The 18,930-nt window shown below is 66.8% G+C and carries 29 protein-coding genes; all 29 read right to left on the bottom strand.

Translation table 11 applies throughout. The features are described 5' to 3' along the window. Positions 1–37: 37 nt before the first annotated feature. Positions 38–259, bottom strand: coding sequence for a translation initiation factor IF-1 (infA, locus tag ACLBWJ_RS11025; RefSeq protein WP_017201569.1), 222 nt, complete (start codon positions 257–259; stop codon positions 38–40). Positions 260–415: 156 nt separating this feature from the next. Beyond that, a complete protein-coding gene (locus ACLBWJ_RS11020; protein ID WP_447660291.1) occupies positions 416–1,102 on the bottom strand; it encodes a DsbA family protein in 687 nt (228 codons plus the stop codon). Positions 1,103–1,113: 11 nt separating this feature from the next. After that, on the bottom strand, positions 1,114–1,947 hold the full coding sequence (gene map / locus ACLBWJ_RS11015) for a type I methionyl aminopeptidase (RefSeq protein ID WP_274179220.1): 834 nt from the start codon (positions 1,945–1,947) through the stop codon (positions 1,114–1,116). After that, positions 1,944–2,531, bottom strand: a complete 588-nt coding sequence (locus ACLBWJ_RS11010) for an adenylate kinase (RefSeq protein WP_114588836.1) — start codon at positions 2,529–2,531, stop codon at positions 1,944–1,946. Before ACLBWJ_RS11010 ends, map begins: the two co-directional genes overlap by 4 nt. Further along, entirely contained in the window at positions 2,528–3,853 is a 1,326-nt protein-coding gene (gene secY, locus ACLBWJ_RS11005; protein WP_112617794.1) for a preprotein translocase subunit SecY, read from the bottom strand. Before secY ends, ACLBWJ_RS11010 begins: the two co-directional genes overlap by 4 nt. A gap of 131 nt (positions 3,854–3,984) precedes the next feature. Then, a complete protein-coding gene (rplO, locus tag ACLBWJ_RS11000; protein WP_447660290.1) occupies positions 3,985–4,476 on the bottom strand; it encodes a 50S ribosomal protein L15 in 492 nt (163 codons plus the stop codon). Then, positions 4,476–4,661, bottom strand: coding sequence for a 50S ribosomal protein L30 (gene rpmD, locus ACLBWJ_RS10995; RefSeq protein ID WP_023954062.1), 186 nt, complete (start codon positions 4,659–4,661; stop codon positions 4,476–4,478). Before rpmD ends, rplO begins: the two co-directional genes overlap by 1 nt. Further along, complete coding sequence (gene rpsE / locus ACLBWJ_RS10990; RefSeq protein ID WP_023954060.1) at positions 4,661–5,359, bottom strand: 30S ribosomal protein S5; 699 nt, start codon at positions 5,357–5,359, stop codon at positions 4,661–4,663. The genes rpmD and rpsE overlap by 1 nt, the downstream gene beginning before the upstream one ends. Continuing rightward, positions 5,356–5,715 carry a 50S ribosomal protein L18 gene (gene rplR / locus ACLBWJ_RS10985; RefSeq protein ID WP_404568927.1) on the bottom strand — a complete coding sequence of 120 codons (360 nt, stop codon included), beginning with the start codon at positions 5,713–5,715 and terminating at the stop codon, positions 5,356–5,358. The genes rpsE and rplR overlap by 4 nt, the downstream gene beginning before the upstream one ends. A gap of 2 nt (positions 5,716–5,717) precedes the next feature. Then, positions 5,718–6,254 carry a 50S ribosomal protein L6 gene (gene rplF / locus ACLBWJ_RS10980; protein WP_112617792.1) on the bottom strand — a complete coding sequence of 179 codons (537 nt, stop codon included), beginning with the start codon at positions 6,252–6,254 and terminating at the stop codon, positions 5,718–5,720. A gap of 4 nt (positions 6,255–6,258) precedes the next feature. Continuing rightward, complete coding sequence (rpsH, locus tag ACLBWJ_RS10975) at positions 6,259–6,657, bottom strand: 30S ribosomal protein S8 (protein ID WP_112617791.1); 399 nt, start codon at positions 6,655–6,657, stop codon at positions 6,259–6,261. Positions 6,658–6,790: 133 nt separating this feature from the next. Next, entirely contained in the window at positions 6,791–7,381 is a 591-nt protein-coding gene (gene rplE, locus ACLBWJ_RS10970; RefSeq protein WP_112617790.1) for a 50S ribosomal protein L5, read from the bottom strand. 2 nt (positions 7,382–7,383) lie between these two features. Further along, positions 7,384–7,743, bottom strand: coding sequence for a 50S ribosomal protein L24 (gene rplX, locus ACLBWJ_RS10965; protein WP_112617789.1), 360 nt, complete (start codon positions 7,741–7,743; stop codon positions 7,384–7,386). Positions 7,744–7,745: 2 nt separating this feature from the next. Then, a complete protein-coding gene (rplN, locus tag ACLBWJ_RS10960) occupies positions 7,746–8,114 on the bottom strand; it encodes a 50S ribosomal protein L14 (RefSeq protein WP_023954050.1) in 369 nt (122 codons plus the stop codon). Between the two features lie 4 nt (positions 8,115–8,118). Then, the gene (gene rpsQ / locus ACLBWJ_RS10955; RefSeq protein WP_023954049.1) at positions 8,119–8,448 is read right to left on the bottom strand and encodes a 30S ribosomal protein S17; all 330 of its coding nucleotides are present in this window, start codon (positions 8,446–8,448) and stop codon (positions 8,119–8,121) included. Then, entirely contained in the window at positions 8,448–8,756 is a 309-nt protein-coding gene (gene rpmC / locus ACLBWJ_RS10950; protein ID WP_023954048.1) for a 50S ribosomal protein L29, read from the bottom strand. Before rpmC ends, rpsQ begins: the two co-directional genes overlap by 1 nt. Beyond that, positions 8,756–9,175, bottom strand: a complete 420-nt coding sequence (gene rplP, locus ACLBWJ_RS10945; protein WP_023954047.1) for a 50S ribosomal protein L16 — start codon at positions 9,173–9,175, stop codon at positions 8,756–8,758. Before rplP ends, rpmC begins: the two co-directional genes overlap by 1 nt. After that, the gene (gene rpsC / locus ACLBWJ_RS10940; protein WP_023954045.1) at positions 9,175–9,933 is read right to left on the bottom strand and encodes a 30S ribosomal protein S3; all 759 of its coding nucleotides are present in this window, start codon (positions 9,931–9,933) and stop codon (positions 9,175–9,177) included. Before rpsC ends, rplP begins: the two co-directional genes overlap by 1 nt. Beyond that, positions 9,933–10,331, bottom strand: coding sequence for a 50S ribosomal protein L22 (rplV, locus tag ACLBWJ_RS10935; RefSeq protein WP_036304774.1), 399 nt, complete (start codon positions 10,329–10,331; stop codon positions 9,933–9,935). The genes rpsC and rplV overlap by 1 nt, the downstream gene beginning before the upstream one ends. Before the next feature lie 38 nt (positions 10,332–10,369). Next, a complete protein-coding gene (gene rpsS, locus ACLBWJ_RS10930) occupies positions 10,370–10,651 on the bottom strand; it encodes a 30S ribosomal protein S19 (RefSeq protein ID WP_023954043.1) in 282 nt (93 codons plus the stop codon). Between the two features lie 12 nt (positions 10,652–10,663). Continuing rightward, positions 10,664–11,503 (bottom strand): 50S ribosomal protein L2, encoded by an 840-nt coding sequence (gene rplB / locus ACLBWJ_RS10925; protein WP_023954042.1) that lies wholly within the window; start codon positions 11,501–11,503, stop codon positions 10,664–10,666. A gap of 24 nt (positions 11,504–11,527) precedes the next feature. Further along, complete coding sequence (gene rplW / locus ACLBWJ_RS10920) at positions 11,528–11,827, bottom strand: 50S ribosomal protein L23 (RefSeq protein ID WP_023954040.1); 300 nt, start codon at positions 11,825–11,827, stop codon at positions 11,528–11,530. Next, positions 11,824–12,486, bottom strand: coding sequence for a 50S ribosomal protein L4 (rplD, locus tag ACLBWJ_RS10915; protein ID WP_023954038.1), 663 nt, complete (start codon positions 12,484–12,486; stop codon positions 11,824–11,826). The genes rplW and rplD overlap by 4 nt, the downstream gene beginning before the upstream one ends. Before the next feature lie 2 nt (positions 12,487–12,488). Beyond that, entirely contained in the window at positions 12,489–13,148 is a 660-nt protein-coding gene (gene rplC / locus ACLBWJ_RS10910) for a 50S ribosomal protein L3 (protein WP_023954036.1), read from the bottom strand. Positions 13,149–13,156: 8 nt separating this feature from the next. Further along, entirely contained in the window at positions 13,157–13,465 is a 309-nt protein-coding gene (rpsJ, locus tag ACLBWJ_RS10905) for a 30S ribosomal protein S10 (protein ID WP_017201594.1), read from the bottom strand. Positions 13,466–13,943: 478 nt separating this feature from the next. Then, complete coding sequence (locus ACLBWJ_RS10900; protein ID WP_447660289.1) at positions 13,944–14,900, bottom strand: hypothetical protein; 957 nt, start codon at positions 14,898–14,900, stop codon at positions 13,944–13,946. A gap of 182 nt (positions 14,901–15,082) precedes the next feature. After that, positions 15,083–15,298, bottom strand: a complete 216-nt coding sequence (locus tag ACLBWJ_RS10895; protein WP_023954031.1) for an Rv0909 family putative TA system antitoxin — start codon at positions 15,296–15,298, stop codon at positions 15,083–15,085. A gap of 130 nt (positions 15,299–15,428) precedes the next feature. Beyond that, on the bottom strand, positions 15,429–16,622 hold the full coding sequence (gene tuf / locus ACLBWJ_RS10890; RefSeq protein WP_023954029.1) for an elongation factor Tu: 1,194 nt from the start codon (positions 16,620–16,622) through the stop codon (positions 15,429–15,431). 144 nt (positions 16,623–16,766) lie between these two features. Continuing rightward, the gene (gene fusA / locus ACLBWJ_RS10885) at positions 16,767–18,881 is read right to left on the bottom strand and encodes an elongation factor G (RefSeq protein ID WP_112617787.1); all 2,115 of its coding nucleotides are present in this window, start codon (positions 18,879–18,881) and stop codon (positions 16,767–16,769) included. Positions 18,882–18,930: the final 49 nt, after the last annotated feature.

Genomic DNA, 18,930 nt, shown 5'->3' with positions numbered 1-18,930 from the left:
CTCCGGGGCGTTACTTCTCGACCGGCGTGCGCTGGGCTCAGCGGTAGCGGTAGACGATGCGACCGCGGGTCAGGTCGTAGGGGCTGAGCTCCACGACCACGCGGTCTTCGGGGATGATGCGGATGTAGTTCTGCCGCATCTTGCCCGAGATCGTTGCGAGGACCTTGTGTCCGTTGCTGAGCTCGACGCGGAACATCGCGTTGGGCAGAGCCTCGGAGATCACGCCCTCGATCTCGATGACACCGTCTTTCTTCGCCATACGCTCGCTTACAGTTGTGCAGGCCGGTCGGTCTGCGTTGGATGGGATTTTCGGTGACACGCCAACAGAGGCGCAACGCACCAAAGAGCAAGCATACGCGCTACCGCACGCTCGAGCAACTCGCCGTATCTCGCACGGCGCGTCGCCCCGCTCCGCTCAGTTGAAGAGCGTGGCGAACGAGCCGCGTGCCGGGATCGTGCTGTTCGAGATCGTCTCGCCGTTGACGGCGATCGTCGGCGTTCCGACGCGGTCCGATCCGGGCTGGAGCGGCGTCTCCTTGGTCTTCGCGGCGACGTAAGACTCGTAGGTGCGATCGGTGACGCACGATTCGATGCCCGTCACCCCCGCATCGGATGCGATCTGCAGGAGCTGCTCGTCGGTGAGACCCGTCGACTGCTCGGCGGGCTGCTGCTCGAAGAGGGCCTGCATGAACGGGACGGCGGCGTCGGGGTCGGCCTCGGCGACGCAGTACATCGCATTGGCCGAACGCGTCGAGTACTCGGTGCCCTGCGACGCACGGTCGAGGATCGAGATCGGGTGGATCTTGAGGGTGATCGTTCCGTCGTTCACGAGATCGAGGATCTCGGGTCCGTAGGTCGTCTCGAACTGACCGCAGATCGGGCACATGAAGTCGACGTACGTGTCGAGCGTCTGCGAGCCGTCTCCGACGACGACGGCGCCGGTCTCCTGCTCGATGCCCGACCCCGTGGGCGGGGTGCCGGGGTCAGTCGCGCTGTTGTTCATCCACACGACCAGCGCGACGATGAGGGCCACCACGACCACCACGGCCGTCGACACCCAGATCGCGAACCAGTTGGTCTTGCCCGTCGCCGCAGTAGCCATCACTTCTCTCCTCAGCCGATTTCCGTCGGCACGATTCCATACGGGGCGAGCCCCGCGGCGCCACCGTCGGGCGCCGTGAGAACCCAGATGCCCCCATCATGCACCGCGACGCTATGTTCCCAATGGGAGCCGTCCGAGCCGTCGATCGTCGAGACCGTCCAGTCGTCGTCCTCGGTGAACGTCTCCTCCGAGCCGGCTACGACCATCGGCTCGATCGCGAGCACGAGACCGGGCTTCACCTCGGGGCCCAGGTCGGCCACGCGGTAGTTGAAGACCGAGGGCGCTTCGTGCATCTTGCGGCCGATGCCGTGCCCGACGTAGTCGCGCAGGATGCCGTACTGCTCGCCGGACGCCTCGATCGAGGTTTGGATCGCGTCACCGATCTCGCCGATGCGCTTGGCGTTGGCCATGGCGGCGATGCCGGCCCACAGCGATTCCTCGGTGACCTGCGACAGCCGCTCGCGCGACGCGACGAGCTCCGGTCGCTCGGGATCGGGGATGACGATCGTGAACGCCGAGTCGCCGTTCCAGCCGCGGAACTGCGCGCCGGCGTCGATCGAGAGGATGTCGCCCGGCTCCAGCGGACGCGAGTTCGGGATGCCGTGCACGACCTGCTCGTTGACCGACGCGCACACGGTGTGGCGGTAGCCCCGGACGAGCTGGAAGTTCGACTCGGCACCGCGTGAGCGGATCACGTCCGCGGCGATGGCATCGAGCTCGAGCGTCGTCACGCCGGGCGCGACGTGGTCGCGCACCGCCTGCAGGGCCGCGGCCGTGATCAGGCCGGGCTCGACCATCGCCTGCAGCTGGGCGGGCGACTTGTAGATGGAGCGGCGACCGATCACGCTGTGATGCCGCGGGCCGTCAGAGCCGCGGTGATCCGCTCGGTGATCTCGTCGAGCGAGCCGACACCGTCGATCTGATCGACGATCCCGCGCTCGCGGAAGACGTCGAGGATCGGGGCGGTCTCGTTCTCGTAGATCGAGAGGCGCTTGGCGATCGACTCCTCGTTGTCGTCGTCGCGACCCTGCTCGGCCGCACGCTTGGAGAGTCGCGCGATGGACTCCTCGCGGGGGACGACGAGCTCGATCACGGCCGTCAGCTCTTCGCCGCGGCCCTGGAGGAAACCGTCGAGATCGCGGACCTGAGCCAGGTTGCGCGGGTACCCGTCGAGCAGGAAGCCGCCGGCAGCGTCGGCCTGCTCCAGCCGGTCGCGCACGATCGCGCTCGTCAGCTCGTCGGGAACCAGGTCGCCGGCGTCGATGATCGCCTTGACCTGCTGGCCGAGCTCGGTGCCCTCCTTGACGTTCGCCCGGAAGACGTCGCCCGTCGAGACGGCGGGGATGCCCAGCGCCTCGGCGATGCGCACTCCCTGAGTGCCCTTGCCCGAGCCCTGGGGCCCGACGATCAGCAGACGTGCAGCCGTCATCGCAGCAGCCCTTCGTAGTGGCGCTGCTGGAGCTGCGCGTCGATCTGCTTCACCGTCTCGAGTCCGACACCGACGATGATGAGGATCGAGGCGCCGCCGAACGGGAAGTTCTGGTTGGCACCGACCGTCGCGAGCGCGATCAGCGGAAGCAGGGCGATGAGACCCAGGTAGATCGAGCCGGGAGCGGTGATGCGGGTGAGGACGTAGTCGAGGTACTCCGCGGTGGGCCGGCCGGCACGGATGCCGGGGATGAACCCGCCGTACTTCTTCATGTTGTCCGCGACGTCGACCGGGTTGAACGTGATGGCCACGTAGAAGTAGGTGAAGCCGATGATCAGCAGGAAGTAGACCGCCATGTACAGCGGGCTGTCGCCGGTCGTGAAGTACTGCTGGATCCACGCCACCCAGCCGGGCACGTTGCCGTCGGCATCCGGGTTCTGGTTGAACTGCGCGATCAGCGCGGGGATGTACAGCAGCGACGACGCGAAGATGACCGGGACGACACCCGCCATGTTGACCTTGATGGGAATGTACGTGTTCGTGCCGCCGTACGTGCGCCGGCCCACCATGCGCTTGGCGTACTGGACCGGGATGCGCCGCTGCGACTGCTCGACGAAGACGACGAGGGCGACGACGGCGATGCCCACCGCGAGCACGAGCAGGAAGATCTCGAAGCCGCGGGCGATCGCGATCGACCAGAGGGCCGCGGGGAACGTGGCGGCGATCGAGGTGAAGATGAGGATCGACATGCCGTTGCCGACGCCGCGCTCGGTGACGAGCTCGGCGAACCACATGATCAGGCCGGTGCCGGCGGTCATCGTGATGATCATCAGGAGCTGGGCGTACCAGGCCTCCGAGGTCACGAGCTGAGCGCACTCGGGAACACCGGTCACCGGGATCAGCTGACCCGAACGGGCCACCGTGACGAGCGTCGTGGACTGCAGCAGCGCCAGCGCGATGGTCAGGTAGCGGGTGTACTGCGTGAGCTTCGCCTGGCCGGACTGACCCTCCTTGTAGAGGGTCTCGAAGTGCGGGATGACCACGCGCAGCAGCTGCACGATGATCGTCGCGGTGATGTACGGCATGACGCCGAGCGCGAAGATCGACAGCTGCAGCAGGGCGCCGCCCGAGAACAGGTTCACGAGCGAGAGCAGGCCCTGCGCGGTGCCGCTCTGGTCGAGACAGCTCTGCACGTTCGGGAAGTTCACGAACGGCGTCGGCACGTGCGCGCCCAGGCGGTAGATGGCGATGATCGCCAGGGTGAAGCCGATCTTCCGCCGGAGATCCGGAGTGCGGAAAACCCGCGCTATGGCGCTGAACAAGTGGATTCCTCCCAAGGGATGGGCGGCGTCTCGGGAAGACACCGTCAACCAGGGTATCCCAGGCCGTTCACAGGCGCGCCTCGGATACGACGAAGCGAGGGCCGGAGCGAACTCCGGCCCTCGCTGGCGAATTACTTGATGGACCCGCCGGCCGCGACGATCTTCTGCTCGGCAGAGCCCGAGACCTTATCGACCGACACGTTCAGCGCCACCGAGATGTCGCCGGTGCCGAGCACCTTGACCTTCTCGTTCTTGCGGACGGCACCCTTCGCGACCAGGTCGGTGACGGTGACGTCACCGCCCTGCGGGTAGAGCTCCGCGAGCTTGTCCAGGTTCACGACCTGGTACTCGACGCGGAACGGGTTCTTGAACCCGCGCAGCTTGGGGGTGCGCATGTGGAGCGGCATCTGGCCACCCTCGAAGCCCGCCTTGACCTGGTACCGGGCCTTCTGACCCTTGGTTCCGCGGCCCGCGGTCTTACCCTTCGAGCCCTCACCGCGGCCGACACGGGTCTTCGCCGTGTTGGATCCGGGCACGGGACGCAGGTGGTGGACCTTCAGCACACCGGGGCGAGCGGCCGTGGTCTCGGCCTTCGCCTTCTTGTCGTCCTTCTTCTCAGCCATCAGTCGATCTCCTCAACCTTCACGAGGTGCGCGACGGTCTTGACGTAGCCGCGCGTCTGCGCGTCGTCGGGACGGACGACCGAGTCGCCGATCCGCTTGAGACCCAGCGAACGCAGCGTGTCGCGCTGGTTCTGCTTCTCGCTCACCTTGGACTTGACCTGGGTGACCTTCAGTCGAGCGGCCATCAGGCACCTACCTTCTGTGCGGCGTTCGCCTCGGCCTCAGCGCGCACGAGGCGAGCCGGTGCGACCTGGTCGAAGTCCAGGCCACGGCGTGCGGCGACCGCACGGGGCTCCTCGAGCTGCTTCAGTGCCTCGACGGTCGCGTGCACGATGTTGATCGTGTTCGACGAGCCGAGCGACTTCGACAGGACGTCGTGGATACCGGCGCACTCGAGCACGGCGCGGACGGGACCACCGGCGATAACACCGGTACCGGCGGCAGCGGGGCGCAGGAGCACCACGCCGGCGGCTGCCTCACCCTGCACGGGGTGCGGGATGGTCGAGCCGGTGCGGGGAACGCGGAAGAAGTTGCGCTTGGCCTCTTCGACACCCTTCGAGATGGCGAGGGGGACCTCACGCGCCTTGCCGTAGCCGACGCCGACCAGCCCGTTGCCGTCGCCGACGACGACGAGAGCGGTGAAGCTGAAGCGACGACCACCCTTGACGACCTTCGACACGCGGTTGATGGTGACGACGCGCTCCAGGAACTGGCTCTTGTCGGCGTCGCGCGAACCGCGGTCGCGGTTGTTGCTGCGCTCGCGGCTGCCGCGGCGGGGCTCGCGGGCCTCGCGCTCGACGGGAGCCGTGCCTGCGGCCTGCTCGGTCGTAGCCTGTTCGGTCACAGGGTTCTCTCCGTTGTTGTTGGTCACTGCATCGCTCACAGGTTCAGACCTCCCTCGCGAGCGCCGTCGGCGATCGCTGCGACACGGCCCGCGTAGCGGTTGCCACCGCGGTCGAACACGACGTCTTCGACGCCGGCGGCCTTGGCGCGCGCGGCGACGAGCTCGCCGACCTTGCGGGCCTTGGCGGTCTTGTCACCGTCGAACGTGCGCAGGTCGGCCTCGAGGGTCGACGCCGAAGCCACGGTGTGACCCTTGGCGTCGTCGACGAGCTGCACGAAGACGTGGCGGGCCGAGCGGGTCACGACCAGGCGCGGCCGGGCCTCGGTGCCCACGATCTTCTTGCGAAGGCGGGCGTGACGACGCGCGCGCGCGTCGGACTTGCTCTTCACAGCCATGCTTACTTACCAGCCTTTCCGGCCTTGCGGCGGACGACCTCGCCCGCGTACCGCACACCCTTGCCCTTGTAGGGCTCGGGCTTGCGGATCTTGCGGATGTTGGCCGCGGTCTCGCCGACCGCCTGCTTGTCGATGCCGCTGACCGTGAGCTTGTTGTTGCCCTCGACGGTCAGGGTGATGCCGGCGGGTGCCTCGACGGTGACGGGGTGCGAGAAGCCGAGAGCGAACTCGACGGACGAGCCCTTCTGAGCGACGCGGTAACCGGTGCCGACGACCTCGAGACCCTTGGTGTAGCCCTGGGTCACGCCGATGATGTTGTTGTTGATCAGGGTGCGGGTCAGGCCGTGCAGGGCACGCGACTCGCGCTCGTCATCCGGACGGGTGACGAGAACCTGGTTCTCCTCGACCTTGGCCTCGATGGGCTTGGCGACGGTCAGTCGCAGCTCGCCCTTGGGGCCCGTGACGAGGACGTCCTGTCCGGTGACCTCGACGGTCACACCGGCAGGGATGTCGATGGGGAGACGTCCAATACGCGACATCAGATCACCACACGTAGGCGAGGACTTCCCCGCCGACGCCCTTCGAGTCGGCCTGGCGGTCCGTGAGGAGGCCAGAGGAGGTGGACAGAATCGCGACACCCAGGCCACCGAGGACCGTGGGCAGCTCGGTCGACTTCGCGTACACGCGGAGACCGGGCTTGGAGACGCGCTTGATGCCGGCGATCGACCGCTCGCGGTTGGGGCCGTACTTCAGCGTCATGGTGAGGGTCTGGCCGACGCGGGCATCGGTGACCTCCCAGCCGGAGATGTAGCCCTCCTGCTTGAGGATCTCGGCGATGTTGGTCTTGAGCTTCGAGCTCGGCAGCGACACGGAGTCGTGGTGCGCCGAGTTCGCGTTGCGCAGACGGGTCAGCATATCTGCGACCGGGTCTGTCATCGTCATAGGTGTGTTCCTTCGATCATGAGGTTTCGACTGCCGTTACACGACAGGCGACCTTCGATGAATGTCCATATTCAGTTGTGCAGTCGTTCGGCCCCGGAGCATGCCCCGAGGCCGAACGATCGATTGTACCGGATTACGCCTGGGCGTCGTCCGACTTGAACGGGAAGCCGAGCTGGCGGAGCAGCGAGCGTCCCTCGTCATCCGACTTCGCCGTGGTGACGATCGTGATGTCGAAACCACGGACGCGGTCGATCCGGTCCTGGTTGATCTCGTGGAAGACCGCCTGCTCCTGCAGACCGAAGGTGTAGTTGCCGTGACCGTCGAACTGCTTGGGCGACAGACCGCGGAAGTCGCGGATGCGGGGCAGCGCGAGGTTCACGAGACGGTCGATGAACTCCCACGCACGGTCACCGCGGAGGGTGACGTGCGCACCGATGGCCTGGCCCTCGCGCAGCTTGAACTGCGCGATGGACTTGCGGGCCTTCGTGACGATCGGCTTCTGACCCGTGATCTTCGTCAGGTCGTCCACGGCGCCGTCGATCACCTTGCTGTCGCGAGCTGCCTCGCCGACACCGGTGTTCACGACGACCTTCACGAGACCGGGGATCTGCATGACGTTGGCGTAGCCGAACTCTTCCTGCAGAGCCTTCTTGATCTCGCTCTGGTACTTCTGCTTCAGGCGGGGCTGGATCTTGCCAGCCGCCGCGGCAGTGGTGCTGCTCATATTCAGAGGTCCTTGCCGCTCTTCTTCGCGTAACGCACGCGGACGGTGCGCTTCACGCCGTCCTTCGTCTTCTCCTCGACGCGGTGGCCGACGCGGGTCGGCTTCTTCGTCTCGGGGTCGACGACCTGGACGTTCGAGATGTGGATGGGGGCCTCGAAGGTCTCGATGCCGCCCGTCTTGGTGCCACGCTGCGTCTGGCCGACGCGGGTGTGCTTGGTGACGTAGTTCACGCCCTCGACGATGACGCGGTTCTGCTCGACGAGGACCTCGAGGACCTTGCCCTGCTTGCCACGGTCGCCGCCGCGCTCGGGCTTGGCGCCCGTGATGACCTGAACCAGGTCACCCTTCTTGATGTTCGCCATGATCAGATGACCTCCGGGGCGAGCGAGACGATCTTCATGAACTTCTTGTCGCGAAGCTCACGACCGACCGGTCCGAAGATGCGGGTGCCGCGGGGCTCCCCGTCGTTCTTCAGGATGACGGCGGCGTTCTCGTCGAACTTGATGTACGAGCCGTCGGGACGGCGCGTCTGCTTGACGGTGCGGACGATGACGGCCTTGACGACATCACCCTTCTTGACGTTGCCACCGGGGATCGCGTCCTTGACGGTGGCGACGATGATGTCGCCCAGTCCGGCGTACCGGCGGGCGGAGCCGCCGAGCACGCGGATGGTGAGCAGCTCCTTGGCGCCGGTGTTGTCGGCGACCTTGAGGCGGGATTCGGTCTGAATCATGAGATCACTTCGCCTTCTCGAGGACCTCGACCAGACGCCAGCGCTTGGTGGCGCTCAGCGGGCGAGTCTCGTTGATGAGGACGAGGTCGCCGATGCCGGCGGTGTTGGCCTCGTCGTGGGCCTTGACCTTCGACGTGCGGCGGATGACCTTGCCGTAGAGCGGGTGCTTCACGCGGTCCTCGACCTCGACGACGATCGTCTTGTCCATCTTGTCGCTCACGACGTAGCCGCGACGAGCCTTGCGGTAACCGCGGGCCTGCGGGTCGCGGACGTCGTGCTCGCCGTGCTCGTGGCCCTCGGCGACAGCCTCAGCGGCGTTCTTGTCGGTAGCCATTACTCGGTCTCTTCCTTCGCGGCCTCGGTGGCGTCATCCGCCTTCTTGGCCTTGGTCTTCTTCGCCTTCGGCGCCTCCGCGACGGGCGTGGCACGAATGCCGAGCTCGCGCTCGCGGATCACCGTGTAGAGCCGCGCGATGTCGCGCTTGACCGCACGGATGCGGCCGTGGCTCTCGAGCTGGCCGGTGGCCGACTGGAAGCGCAGGTTGAACAGCTCTTCCTTGGCCTTGCGCAGCTCCTCGACGAGGCGCTGGTCTTCGAACGTGTCGAGCTCGCTCGGGGCGAGCGTCTTGGTGCCGACAGCCATTACGCGTCGCCCTCCTCGCGCTTGATGATGCGTGCCTTCAGCGGCAGCTTGTGAATGGCACGGGTCAGGGCCTCGCGAGCGAGCTCCTCGTTGACTCCGGCGACCTCGAAGAGGACGCGACCCGGCTTGACGTTGGCGACCCACCACTCCGGCGAGCCCTTACCCGAACCCATGCGGGTCTCGGCGGGCTTCTTGGTGAGCGGACGGTCGGGGTAGACGTTGATCCACACCTTGCCGCCACGCTTGATGTGACGCGTCATGGCGATACGAGCGGACTCGATCTGACGGTTGGTCACGTAAGCGGGCGTGAGTGCCTGGATACCGAACTCGCCGAAGGAGACCTTCGTGCCGCCGGTGGCCTGGCCATCGCGCTTGGGGTGGTGCTGCTTGCGGTACTTGACCTTGCGGGGGATAAGCATCAGGCCGACGCTCCTTCTGCCACGGGGGCCTCGTTGCGGGGACCGCGACGGCGGTCACCGCGGTCGTCGCGACCGCGCGAGGTCTTCGGCGCGTTGGCCTGCTCGCGAGCGAGCTCCTTGGCCGTCAGGTCGCCCTTGTAGATCCAGACCTTCACGCCGATGCGGCCGAAGGTGGTCTTGGCCTCGTAGAAGCCGTAGTCGATGTTCGCGCGGAGCGTGTGCAGGGGCACGCGGCCCTCGCGGTAGAACTCCGAGCGGCTCATCTCCGCGCCGCCGAGGCGGCCCGAGACCTGGATCCGGATGCCCTTGGCACCGGCGCGCTGAGCACCCTGCAGACCCTTGCGCATCGCGCGGCGGAAAGCCACACGAGCGGAGAGCTGCTCGGCGATGCCCTGCGCGACGAGCTGGGCGTCGGCCTCGGGGTTCTTGACCTCGAGGATGTTGAGCTGGATCTGCTTGCCGGTGAGCTTCTCGAGGTCGGCGCGGATGCGCTCGGCCTCGGCGCCACGACGACCGATCACGATGCCCGGGCGGGCGGTGTGGATGTCGACGCGGACGCGGTCACGGGTGCGCTCGATCTCGATGTTGCTGACGCCGGCGCGGTCGAGCGACGTGGTCAGCAGACGACGGATCTTGATGTCCTCGGCGACGTAGTCGGCGTAACGCTGGCCCGGCTTGGTCGAGTCCGAGAACCAACGCGACACGTGGTCCGTGGTGATGCCGAGGCGGAAGCCGTACGGGTTGACTTTCTGTCCCATTACTTGCTCGCCTTCTTGCTCGTACCGGCGGCCGCGGCATCCGCGTTCTCCGGCGTCGACAGCACGACCGTGATGTGGCTCGTGCGCTTCTTGATCTGGAAGGCACGACCCTGGGCGCGGGGCTGGAAACGCTTGAGCGTCGTGCCCTCGTCGACGTACGCGTTCTTCACGTACAGGTCTGCATCGTCCAGGAACTCGTTGTCCTTGTCGGCCTTGACGCGAGCGTTCGCGACGGCCGAGGCGACGAGCTTGTAAATCGGCTCGCTGGCGCTCTGCGGGGCGAACTTCAGGATGGCGAGTGCCTCCTGAGCCTGCTTGCCCTTGATGAGCGCGACGACACGACGAGCCTTCTGAGGGGTCACGCGGATGTGCTTCACGCGCGCGGTGGATTCCACCATGTCTCTCCTCCTCTGTCCTCTCTGGAACTGCCCCCGCGTCAGCGGCGGCGGCCCTTCTTGTCGTCCTTCACGTGGCCGCGGAAGGTGCGGGTGGGCGCGAATTCGCCCAGCTTGTGGCCGACCATGGTCTCGGACACGAACACGGGGATGTGCTTGCGTCCGTCGTGCACGGCGATCGTGTGGCCGAGCATGGCCGGGATGATCATCGAACGGCGCGACCAGGTCTTGATGACGTTCTTGGAGCCGGCTTCGTTCTGCGCGACCACCTTGCGAAGCAGGTGCTCGTCGACGAAGGGGCCCTTCTTCAGGCTGCGAGGCATCTTCCTCTACTCCTACTTGCGCTTCTTGCCGGCGTTGCGACGGCGGACGATGTACTTGTCGCTCTCCTTGTTGGGGTGGCGGGTGCGACCCTCAGCCTGACCCCAGGGAGTGACGGGGTGACGTCCACCGGACGTCTTGCCCTCACCACCACCGTGCGGGTGGTCGACCGGGTTCATGGCGACACCACGAACCGTCGGGCGAACGCCCTTCCAGCGCTTGCGGCCGGCCTTGCCCCAGTTGATGTTCGACTGCTCGGCGTTGCCGACCTCGCCGATGGTCGCGCGGCAGCGCGCATCGACGTTGCGGATCTCGCCCGAGGGCAGACGCAGCTGGGCGTAGGGGCCGTCCTTCGCGACCAGACGCACGCTGGCGCCGGCCGAGCGAGCCATCTTCGCGCCGCCGCCGGGACGGAGCTCGATGGCGTGGATGACCGTACCGGTCGGGATGTTGCGCAGCGGCAGGTTGTTGCCGGGCTTGATGTCGGCGCCGGCACCCGACTCGACGATGTCGCCCTGCTGGAGCTTGTTCGGGGCGATGATGTAGCGCTTCTCGCCGTCGAAGTAGTGCAGCAGCGCGATGCGCGCGGTGCGGTTGGGGTCGTACTCGATGTGAGCGACCTTGGCGTTGACGCCGTCCTTGTCGTTGCGACGGAAGTCGATCACGCGGTACTGGCGCTTGTGGCCACCACCGATGTGACGCGTCGTGATGCGGCCCTGGTTGTTACGGCCACCGGTCTTGGCGATCGGGCGGAGGAGCGACTTCTCGGGCGTCGATCGGGTGATCTCGGCGAAGTCGGCCACCGACGAACCGCGGCGACCCGGGGTCGTGGGCTTGTACTTGCGAATAGCCATGTTCGTTGTCCTCTATCCCGACCGTCAGCCGACTGCCGTGAAGATGTCGATGGTGCCCGACTTCAGGGTGACGATGGCGCGCTTGGTGTCCTTGCGCTTGCCGGTGCCGAAGCGGGTGCGACGGGACTTGCCCGCGCGGTTGAGCGTGTTGACCGCTGCGACCTTGACGCCGAAGATCTTCTCGATCGCGAGCTTGATCTCGGTCTTCGACGCACGGGGGTCCACGAGGAACGTGTACTTGCCCTCGTCGATGAGCCCGTAGCTCTTCTCGGAGACGACCGGCTTCAGGATGATGTCGCGCGGGTCCTTGTTGACGGCGGTCATGCCGAGACCTCCTCGGTGGCGCCGGCCTTGGACGCGACGAACGCGTCGTAGGCGGCCTTGGTGAAGACGAGGTCGTCCGAGACGAGCACGTCGTAGGCGTTGAGCTGGTCGAACGTCAGCACGTGGACGTACGCGAGGTTGCGCACGCTCTTGACGGTGATCTCGTCACCGCGCTCGATGACCACGAGGACGTTCTTCGTGGCGCCGAGGCCGGTCAGAACCGCCGCGGCAGCCTTGGTCGAGGGCGTGCCCTCGACACCGAACGAGTCGACGATGTGCAGACGCTGGCCGCGAGCACGGTCGCTGAGCGCTCCGAGGAGTGCGGCGGCGACCATCTTCTTGGGGGTGCGCTGCGAGTAGTTGCGCGGCTTGGGGCCGTGCACGATGCCACCACCGGTCATGTGCGGCGCGCGGATCGAGCCCTGACGGGCGTTACCCGTGCCCTTCTGCTTGAAGGGCTTGCGGCCGGCGCCCGAGACCTCACCGCGACGCTTGGTCGAGTGGGTGCCCTGGCGAGCCGCCGCGAGCTGCGCGACGACGACCTGGTGGATGAGGGGAACGTTGGTCTTGACGTCGAAGAGCGCGGCGGGCAGCTCCACGGAGCCGGCCTTCTTGCCGGAGGCGCTCCGGACGTCGAGCGCGAGAGTCGAGTCAGCCATGATCAGGCACCCTTCACAGCGTTGCGGACGTAGACGATGCGGCCGCGTGCACCGGGGACGGCGCCCTTGACGAGCAGCAGACCCTTCTCGGCGTCGACGGCGTGCACCGTGAGGTTGAGGACGGTCACGCGCTCGCCACCCATGCGGCCGGCCATGCGCATGCCCTTGAAGACGCGGCTGGGCGTCGACGAGGCACCGATGGAACCGGGCTTGCGGTGGTTGCGGTGCGCACCGTGCGAGGCCGAGACGCCCTTGAAGTTGTGGCGCTTCATGACACCCGCGGTGCCCTTGCCCTTGCTGGTGCCGACGACGTCGACCAGCTGACCGGCCTCGAACGTGTCACCGGCGGTGAGCTCCTGACCGAGTGAGTAGTCAGCGGCATCCGCCGTGCGCACCTCGGTGAGGTGGCGACGGGGGGTCACGCCGGCGGCCTCGAAGTGGGCCGTGAGGGGCTTGTTGACCTTGCGGGGGTCGATCTGGCCGGCAGCGATCTGGACGGCCGAGTAGCCGTCCTTCTCGGGCGTACGGACCTGGGTGACCACGTTCGGCGCGATCTCGATGACCGTGACGGGGACGAGCTTGCCCTGCTCGTTCCAGACCTGGGTCATGCCGAGCTTGGTGCCGAGGAGGCCCTTGGAAACCTTGGAGTTGATGTCAGCCATGTCGAACCTCAGAGCTTGATCTCGATGTTGACGTCGGCCGGGAGGTCGAGTCGCATGAGCGAGTCGACAGCCTTGGGCGTCGGGTCGACGATGTCGATCAGACGCTTGTGGGTGCGCATCTCGAAGTGCTCGCGGCTGTCCTTGTACTTGTGGGGCGACCGGATGACGCACACGACGTTCTTCTCGGTCGGCAGCGGCACGGGTCCGACGACAGTCGCGCCCGCACGGGTCACGGTGTCGACGATCTTGCGTGCCGAGGTGTCGATGACCTCGTGGTCGTACGACTTCAGGCGAATGCGGATCTTCTGTCCCGCCATTTGTCTGCTCACTCTCTTTATCGCGTCTTACGTCTCGCTGGTCGCGAGCGCATTGGACGCCCGGTGGCGCGGTCTGCGCCGGGCACTTCTCACCGCCGGGGCGGTGATGCTGCACCACTGTTCTGATGTCAAACCCGCGGGTCTCCCTGCGGTTCCGCACCGTGCGCGCACGCGCGCATCCTGTCTCCAGGTCGGTGTGGGGTTCGATGTTCATCTGCCCGCGGCCTAGGACTCTGCGCTTCGCGCCGCCTATGCACTGTCGTGACAGTGATCCGGGATGCTGGGCACCCGTCGGAATGTGGAACCTGAATAGTCTACGTGCCGCCCGGGCGTGTCGCAAACCCGGGCGTGTCGCGATATCCGCCCTGCGTCCCGCACCGTGGCGGCGGGCCGCCGAGCACGCACCCTCCCCGCGAACACGCACCTTCTATGGTGCACCCTCGCGGCGACGGTGCGTCCTCGGAGCGACGGATCGCGCTCAACGCAGGAGACCGTGGGCGCGGAGGAACGCGGCGAACGTCGGGCGGGATGCCAGGCGCTCCCAGCCCCAGCGCACCGGGGTCCAGCCGGTCGCCGCGACGACGCGGCTCTCGCGCTCGCGCTGGGCGCGCAACACGTCGCGGGGCGAGCGTCCGGCCGTCAACGCCGGGTCGAGGTACTTGCCGTCGCCGTCGAACTCACCGAACCTCCGCAGCCGAGGCCACGCGAAGTCGAGGAACGCCCACTGCCCATCGCCGATCGCGACGGGATGCTGGAGCACCGGTTCCGCAGCGCCCAGCTGCAGCATCCACAGCCGGCTGATGCTCTCGCCCGGCAGCTGTGCCCGCCCGTCGGCGATCGAGGCGACGAACCGCGCACTGCGGATGCCGCGGGCACCGGGCGCCTGCTCGATGCGAGCAGTCACATCGGCGACGAGCGCTGCGGCGGCGGCGGGGTCGTAGGCGCCGTTGCCGCGCCACGCCGCCGCTCGCAGCGCCGCGTCCATCGCTGCCGTCGCGGTCTCGGCACTCTCGGCGCAGAGCACGTCGAACAGCGTGCGCGCGAGGTTCGTCGCCTGCAACGCACCGATGCGCGAGACGTCGGCGTCCGCGACCTCGTGCCGGTGGCGCACGACGTCGCTGCGACTCGGCGCGGGCGCCGGACCGAGCGCGAGCGTATGCACCCGGGAAACGTCGCCTCGGTGGACCGGCAGTCCGTGCAGCGCGGCCGCCGTCGTGTGCGAGAAGACCGGCTCGCGGGTCGCGACAGCGGCGAGGGCGTGCGCGCGCAGCCGCATCCGCTCCTCCGGTCGCGCGGCCGCCCAGCGCGCCGCCGCGACGTAGACGCCCCGCCGGACGCGCACGAGCTCTCCGTCACCGACGGCCCGTTCGAGCGTGGACGTCTCGCCGCGACGGCGCGCATCGCACCGGAAGATGAGGTCAGCGTATTCGGTCACTCCCCCACGATGCCGCCCGCGCCGCCCCCGCATCCGCGCCCCCCCCTGCTCCCCGTGCGCACTCCCGCCCCCGCCCGTCCTGGGGAGGAACCACCGCCCCGAACGCGAGAACGCACCGACCCCGCGACCACGCACCGTTCACGGTGCGCTCTCGCGGAGGCGGTGCGTTCTCGGCGCTCGGCCTACTGGTTGCCGATGTTCTTGTCGACGTTCTCGCGGACCTCGTCGACCTTGCCATGGTGCTGCTCCGGGACGACCTTCTTCACGGCATCCGCCGCACCCTGGAGGAACTTGTCGCTGACCTCCTCGGCCTTCTCGCTCTTGAGCGCTTCCTCGATCTTGTCGCGGTTCTGTTCGAACATCTGCTTGCCCTTGTTGATGATGTCGTCGACGCCCATGATCGTCCTTTCGTCGGGTCGTATCCCGCTATGAGAGCGCGTGGCGGCACACAACGTCAACAGCTTGCGGAAACGACGAAACCCCCCGGACCCGAAGGTCCGAGGGGTTCCACGAAGGAAGTCGCGAGACTTACTTGATGATCTTGGTCACCGTGCCGGCGCCGACGGTGCGGCCACCCTCACGGATCGCGAAGCCGAGGCCCTCTTCCATGGCGATCGGCTGGATGAGCTCGACCGACATGTCGGTGGTGTCACCGGGCATGACCATCTCGGTGCCCTCGGGCAGCGAGATGACGCCGGTGACGTCCGTGGTGCGGAAGTAGAACTGCGGGCGGTAGTTCGTGTAGAAGGGGTTGTGACGGCCACCCTCCTCCTTCGAGAGGATGTAGGCAGTGCCCTCGAAGTTGGTGTGCGGGGTAACCGAACCCGGCTTCACGACGACCTGGCCACGCTCGACGTCGTCACGCTTGGTGCCGCGGAGGAGCAGACCACAGTTCTCGCCGGCCCAGGCCTCGTCGAGCTGCTTGTGGAACATCTCGATACCGGTGACCGTGGTCTTCTGCGTCGGGCGGATGCCGACGATCTCGACCTCGGAGTTGATGGCGAGGGTGCCGCGCTCGGCGCGGCCCGTGACGACGGTTCCACGACCGGTGATCGTGAAGACGTCCTCGACGGGCATGAGGAACGGCTTGTCCTTGTCACGCACCGGGTCGGGGATCGACTCGTCGACGGCGTCCATGAGCTCGACGATCGCGTTGACCCACTTCTCGTCGCCCTCGAGAGCCTTCAGGCCCGAGACGCGGACGACAGGAGCGTTGTCGCCGTCGAAGTCCTGCGACGACAGGAGCTCGCGAACCTCGAGCTCGACGAGCTCCAGGATCTCCTCGTCGTCGACCATGTCCGACTTGTTGAGCGCGACCAGCAGGTAGGGAACGCCGACCTGCTTGGCGAGCAGGACGTGCTCGCGGGTCTGAGCCATCGGGCCGTCGGTGGCGGCGACCACGAGGATCGCGCCGTCCATCTGAGCGGCACCGGTGATCATGTTCTTGATGTAGTCAGCGTGACCCGGGGCGTCGACGTGAGCGTAGTGACGCTTGGGGGTCTCGTACTCGACGTGCGAGATGTTGATCGTGATACCACGCTGACGCTCTTCGGGCGCCGAGTCGATGGACGCGAAGTCACGCTGCACGTTGGTGGCCGACGGGTACTTGTCGGCGAGCACCTTCGAGATCGCCGCGGTGAGCGTCGTCTTGCCGTGGTCGACGTGACCGATGGTTCCGATGTTGACGTGCGGCTTGGTCCGCTCGAACTTGGCCTTAGCCACTGGGTCCTCCTCAGGACTGTCGTTGTAGATCTCCGGGCGCTGGATTGCGACCGGTTCTCTACGGGGATGTTTTCACTCTAGTAGAGAGGTCGATATTCAGTTTGAGTGGATGCCGGGAGCCTGGGCCCCCGGCATCCCGAGGGCTTACTCGCCCTTGTTCTTCTGGACGATCTCGTCGGCCACCGCGCGCGGGACCTCGGAGTAGCTGTCGAACTCCATCGAGTAGACCGCGCGGCCCGAAGTCTTCGAGCGCAGGTCGCCGATGTAGCCGAACATCTCCGACAGGGGGACGAGAGCGCGGACGATCTTGATGCCCGAGCCGTCCTCCATCGACTGGATCTGGCCACGACGCGAGTTCAGGTCGCCGATGACGTCGCCCATGTACTCCTCGGGCGTACGCACCTCGACAGCCATCAAGGGCTCGAGGATGACCGGGTTGGCCTTGCGCAGCGCCTCCTTGAAGCCCATCGAGCCGGCGATCTTGAACGCCATCTCGGACGAGTCGACGTCGTGCGACGCGCCGTCGATGAGGATCGCCTTGACACCCACGATGGGGTAGCCGGCGAGCACGCCGACGTTCATCGCGTCCTGGAAGCCCTGGTTGGTCGGCTCGATGTACTCGCGCGGGATGCGGCCACCGGTGACCTTGTTCTCGAACTCGTACGTCTTGTCGGCCGTGACCTCGAGCGGCTCGATCGCGAACTGGATCTTCGCGAACTGACCCGAACCACCGGTCTGCTTCTTGTGGGTGTAGTCGTGACGCTCGACGGCCTTCTTGATCGTCTCGCGGTACGCGACCTGCGGCTTGCCGACGTTCGCCTCGACGCGGAACTCGCGCTTCATGCGGTCGACGAGGATGTCGAGGTGCAGCTCGCCCATGCCCTTGATGACGGTCTGACCCGTCTCGGGGTTGAGCTCGGTGCGGAACGTCGGGTCCTCTTCGGCGAGCTTCTGGATGGCGACGCCCAGCTTCTCCTGGTCGGCCTTGGTCTTCGGCTCGATCGCGACCTCGATGACGGGCTCGGGGAACGTCATCGACTCGAGGACGACGGGCTCGGCCGGGTCGGCGAGGGTGTCACCGGTGGTGGTGTCCTTCAGGCCGATGACGGCGTAGATGTTGCCCGCGGTGAGCGAGTCGACCGGGTTCTCCTTGTTGGCGTGCATCTGGAAGATCTTCCCGATGCGCTCCTTCTTGCCCTTGGTCGAGTTGATGACCTGCGCACCCGAGTCGAGGTGACCCGAGTAGACGCGGACGTAGGTGAGGCGACCGAAGAACGGGTGCACCGCGACCTTGAAGGCCAGCGCGGCGAACGGGTCGTTGGCGTCGGGGTGACGCTCGATGATCTTCTCTTCGTCCTTCGGGTCGTGCGCCTCGATGGCGGGCACGTCGAGGGGCGACGGGAGGAAGTCGACGACCGCGTCGAGCATGGGCTGCACACCGCGGTTCTTGAACGCGGAGCCGCAGAGCACCGGGTACAGCTCGCCGGCGACGGTGAGCTTGCGGATGGCGCCCTTGATCTCGGCGACGCTGAGCTCCTCGCCACCGAAGAACTTCTCGAGCAGCGCGTCGTCGGACTCGGCGACGGTCTCGAGGAGGCGCTGACGGTACTCGGCGGCCTTGTCGGCGAGGTCGGCCGGGATCTCCTGGATCTCGTACTTCGCGCCCATGGTCACGTCACCCTTGGCGTCGCCGGGCCAGACCAGCGCGCGCATCTCGACGAGGTCGATGACGCCCACGAAGTCGTTCTCGGCGCCGATCGGGAGCTGCAGCACGAGCGGCTTGGCGCCCAGGCGGCTGACGATGGTGTCGACGGTGAAGTAGAAGTCGGCGCCCAGCTTGTCCATCTTGTTGACGAAGCAGATGCGCGGGACGTCGTACTTGTCGGCCTGACGCCAGACGGTCTCGGACTGGGGCTCGACGCCCTCCTTGCCGTCGAAGACCGCCACCGCGCCGTCGAGGACGCGCAGCGAACGCTCGACCTCGACCGTGAAGTCGACGTGGCCGGGGGTGTCGATGATGTTGATCTGGTTCTTGTTCCAGAAGCAGGTCACGGCGGCAGACGTGATCGTGATGCCGCGCTCCTTCTCCTGCTCCATCCAGTCGGTGGTCGAGGCGCCGTCGTGCGTCTCGCCGAGCTTGTGGTTGACGCCCGTGTAGAACAGGATGCGCTCGGTCGTCGTCGTCTTGCCGGCATCGATGTGCGCCATGATGCCGATATTGCGGACCTTGTTGAGGTCGGTGAGCACTTCTTGTGCCACGGGCTGTTCCTTACGTTTGGTCGGGAGCGCCGGCCGGGGAGGTTTCCCC

The organism is Microbacterium sp. M4A5_1d (assembly GCF_053345465.1).
This window is presented reverse-complemented; position numbering and strand designations above follow the sequence as displayed.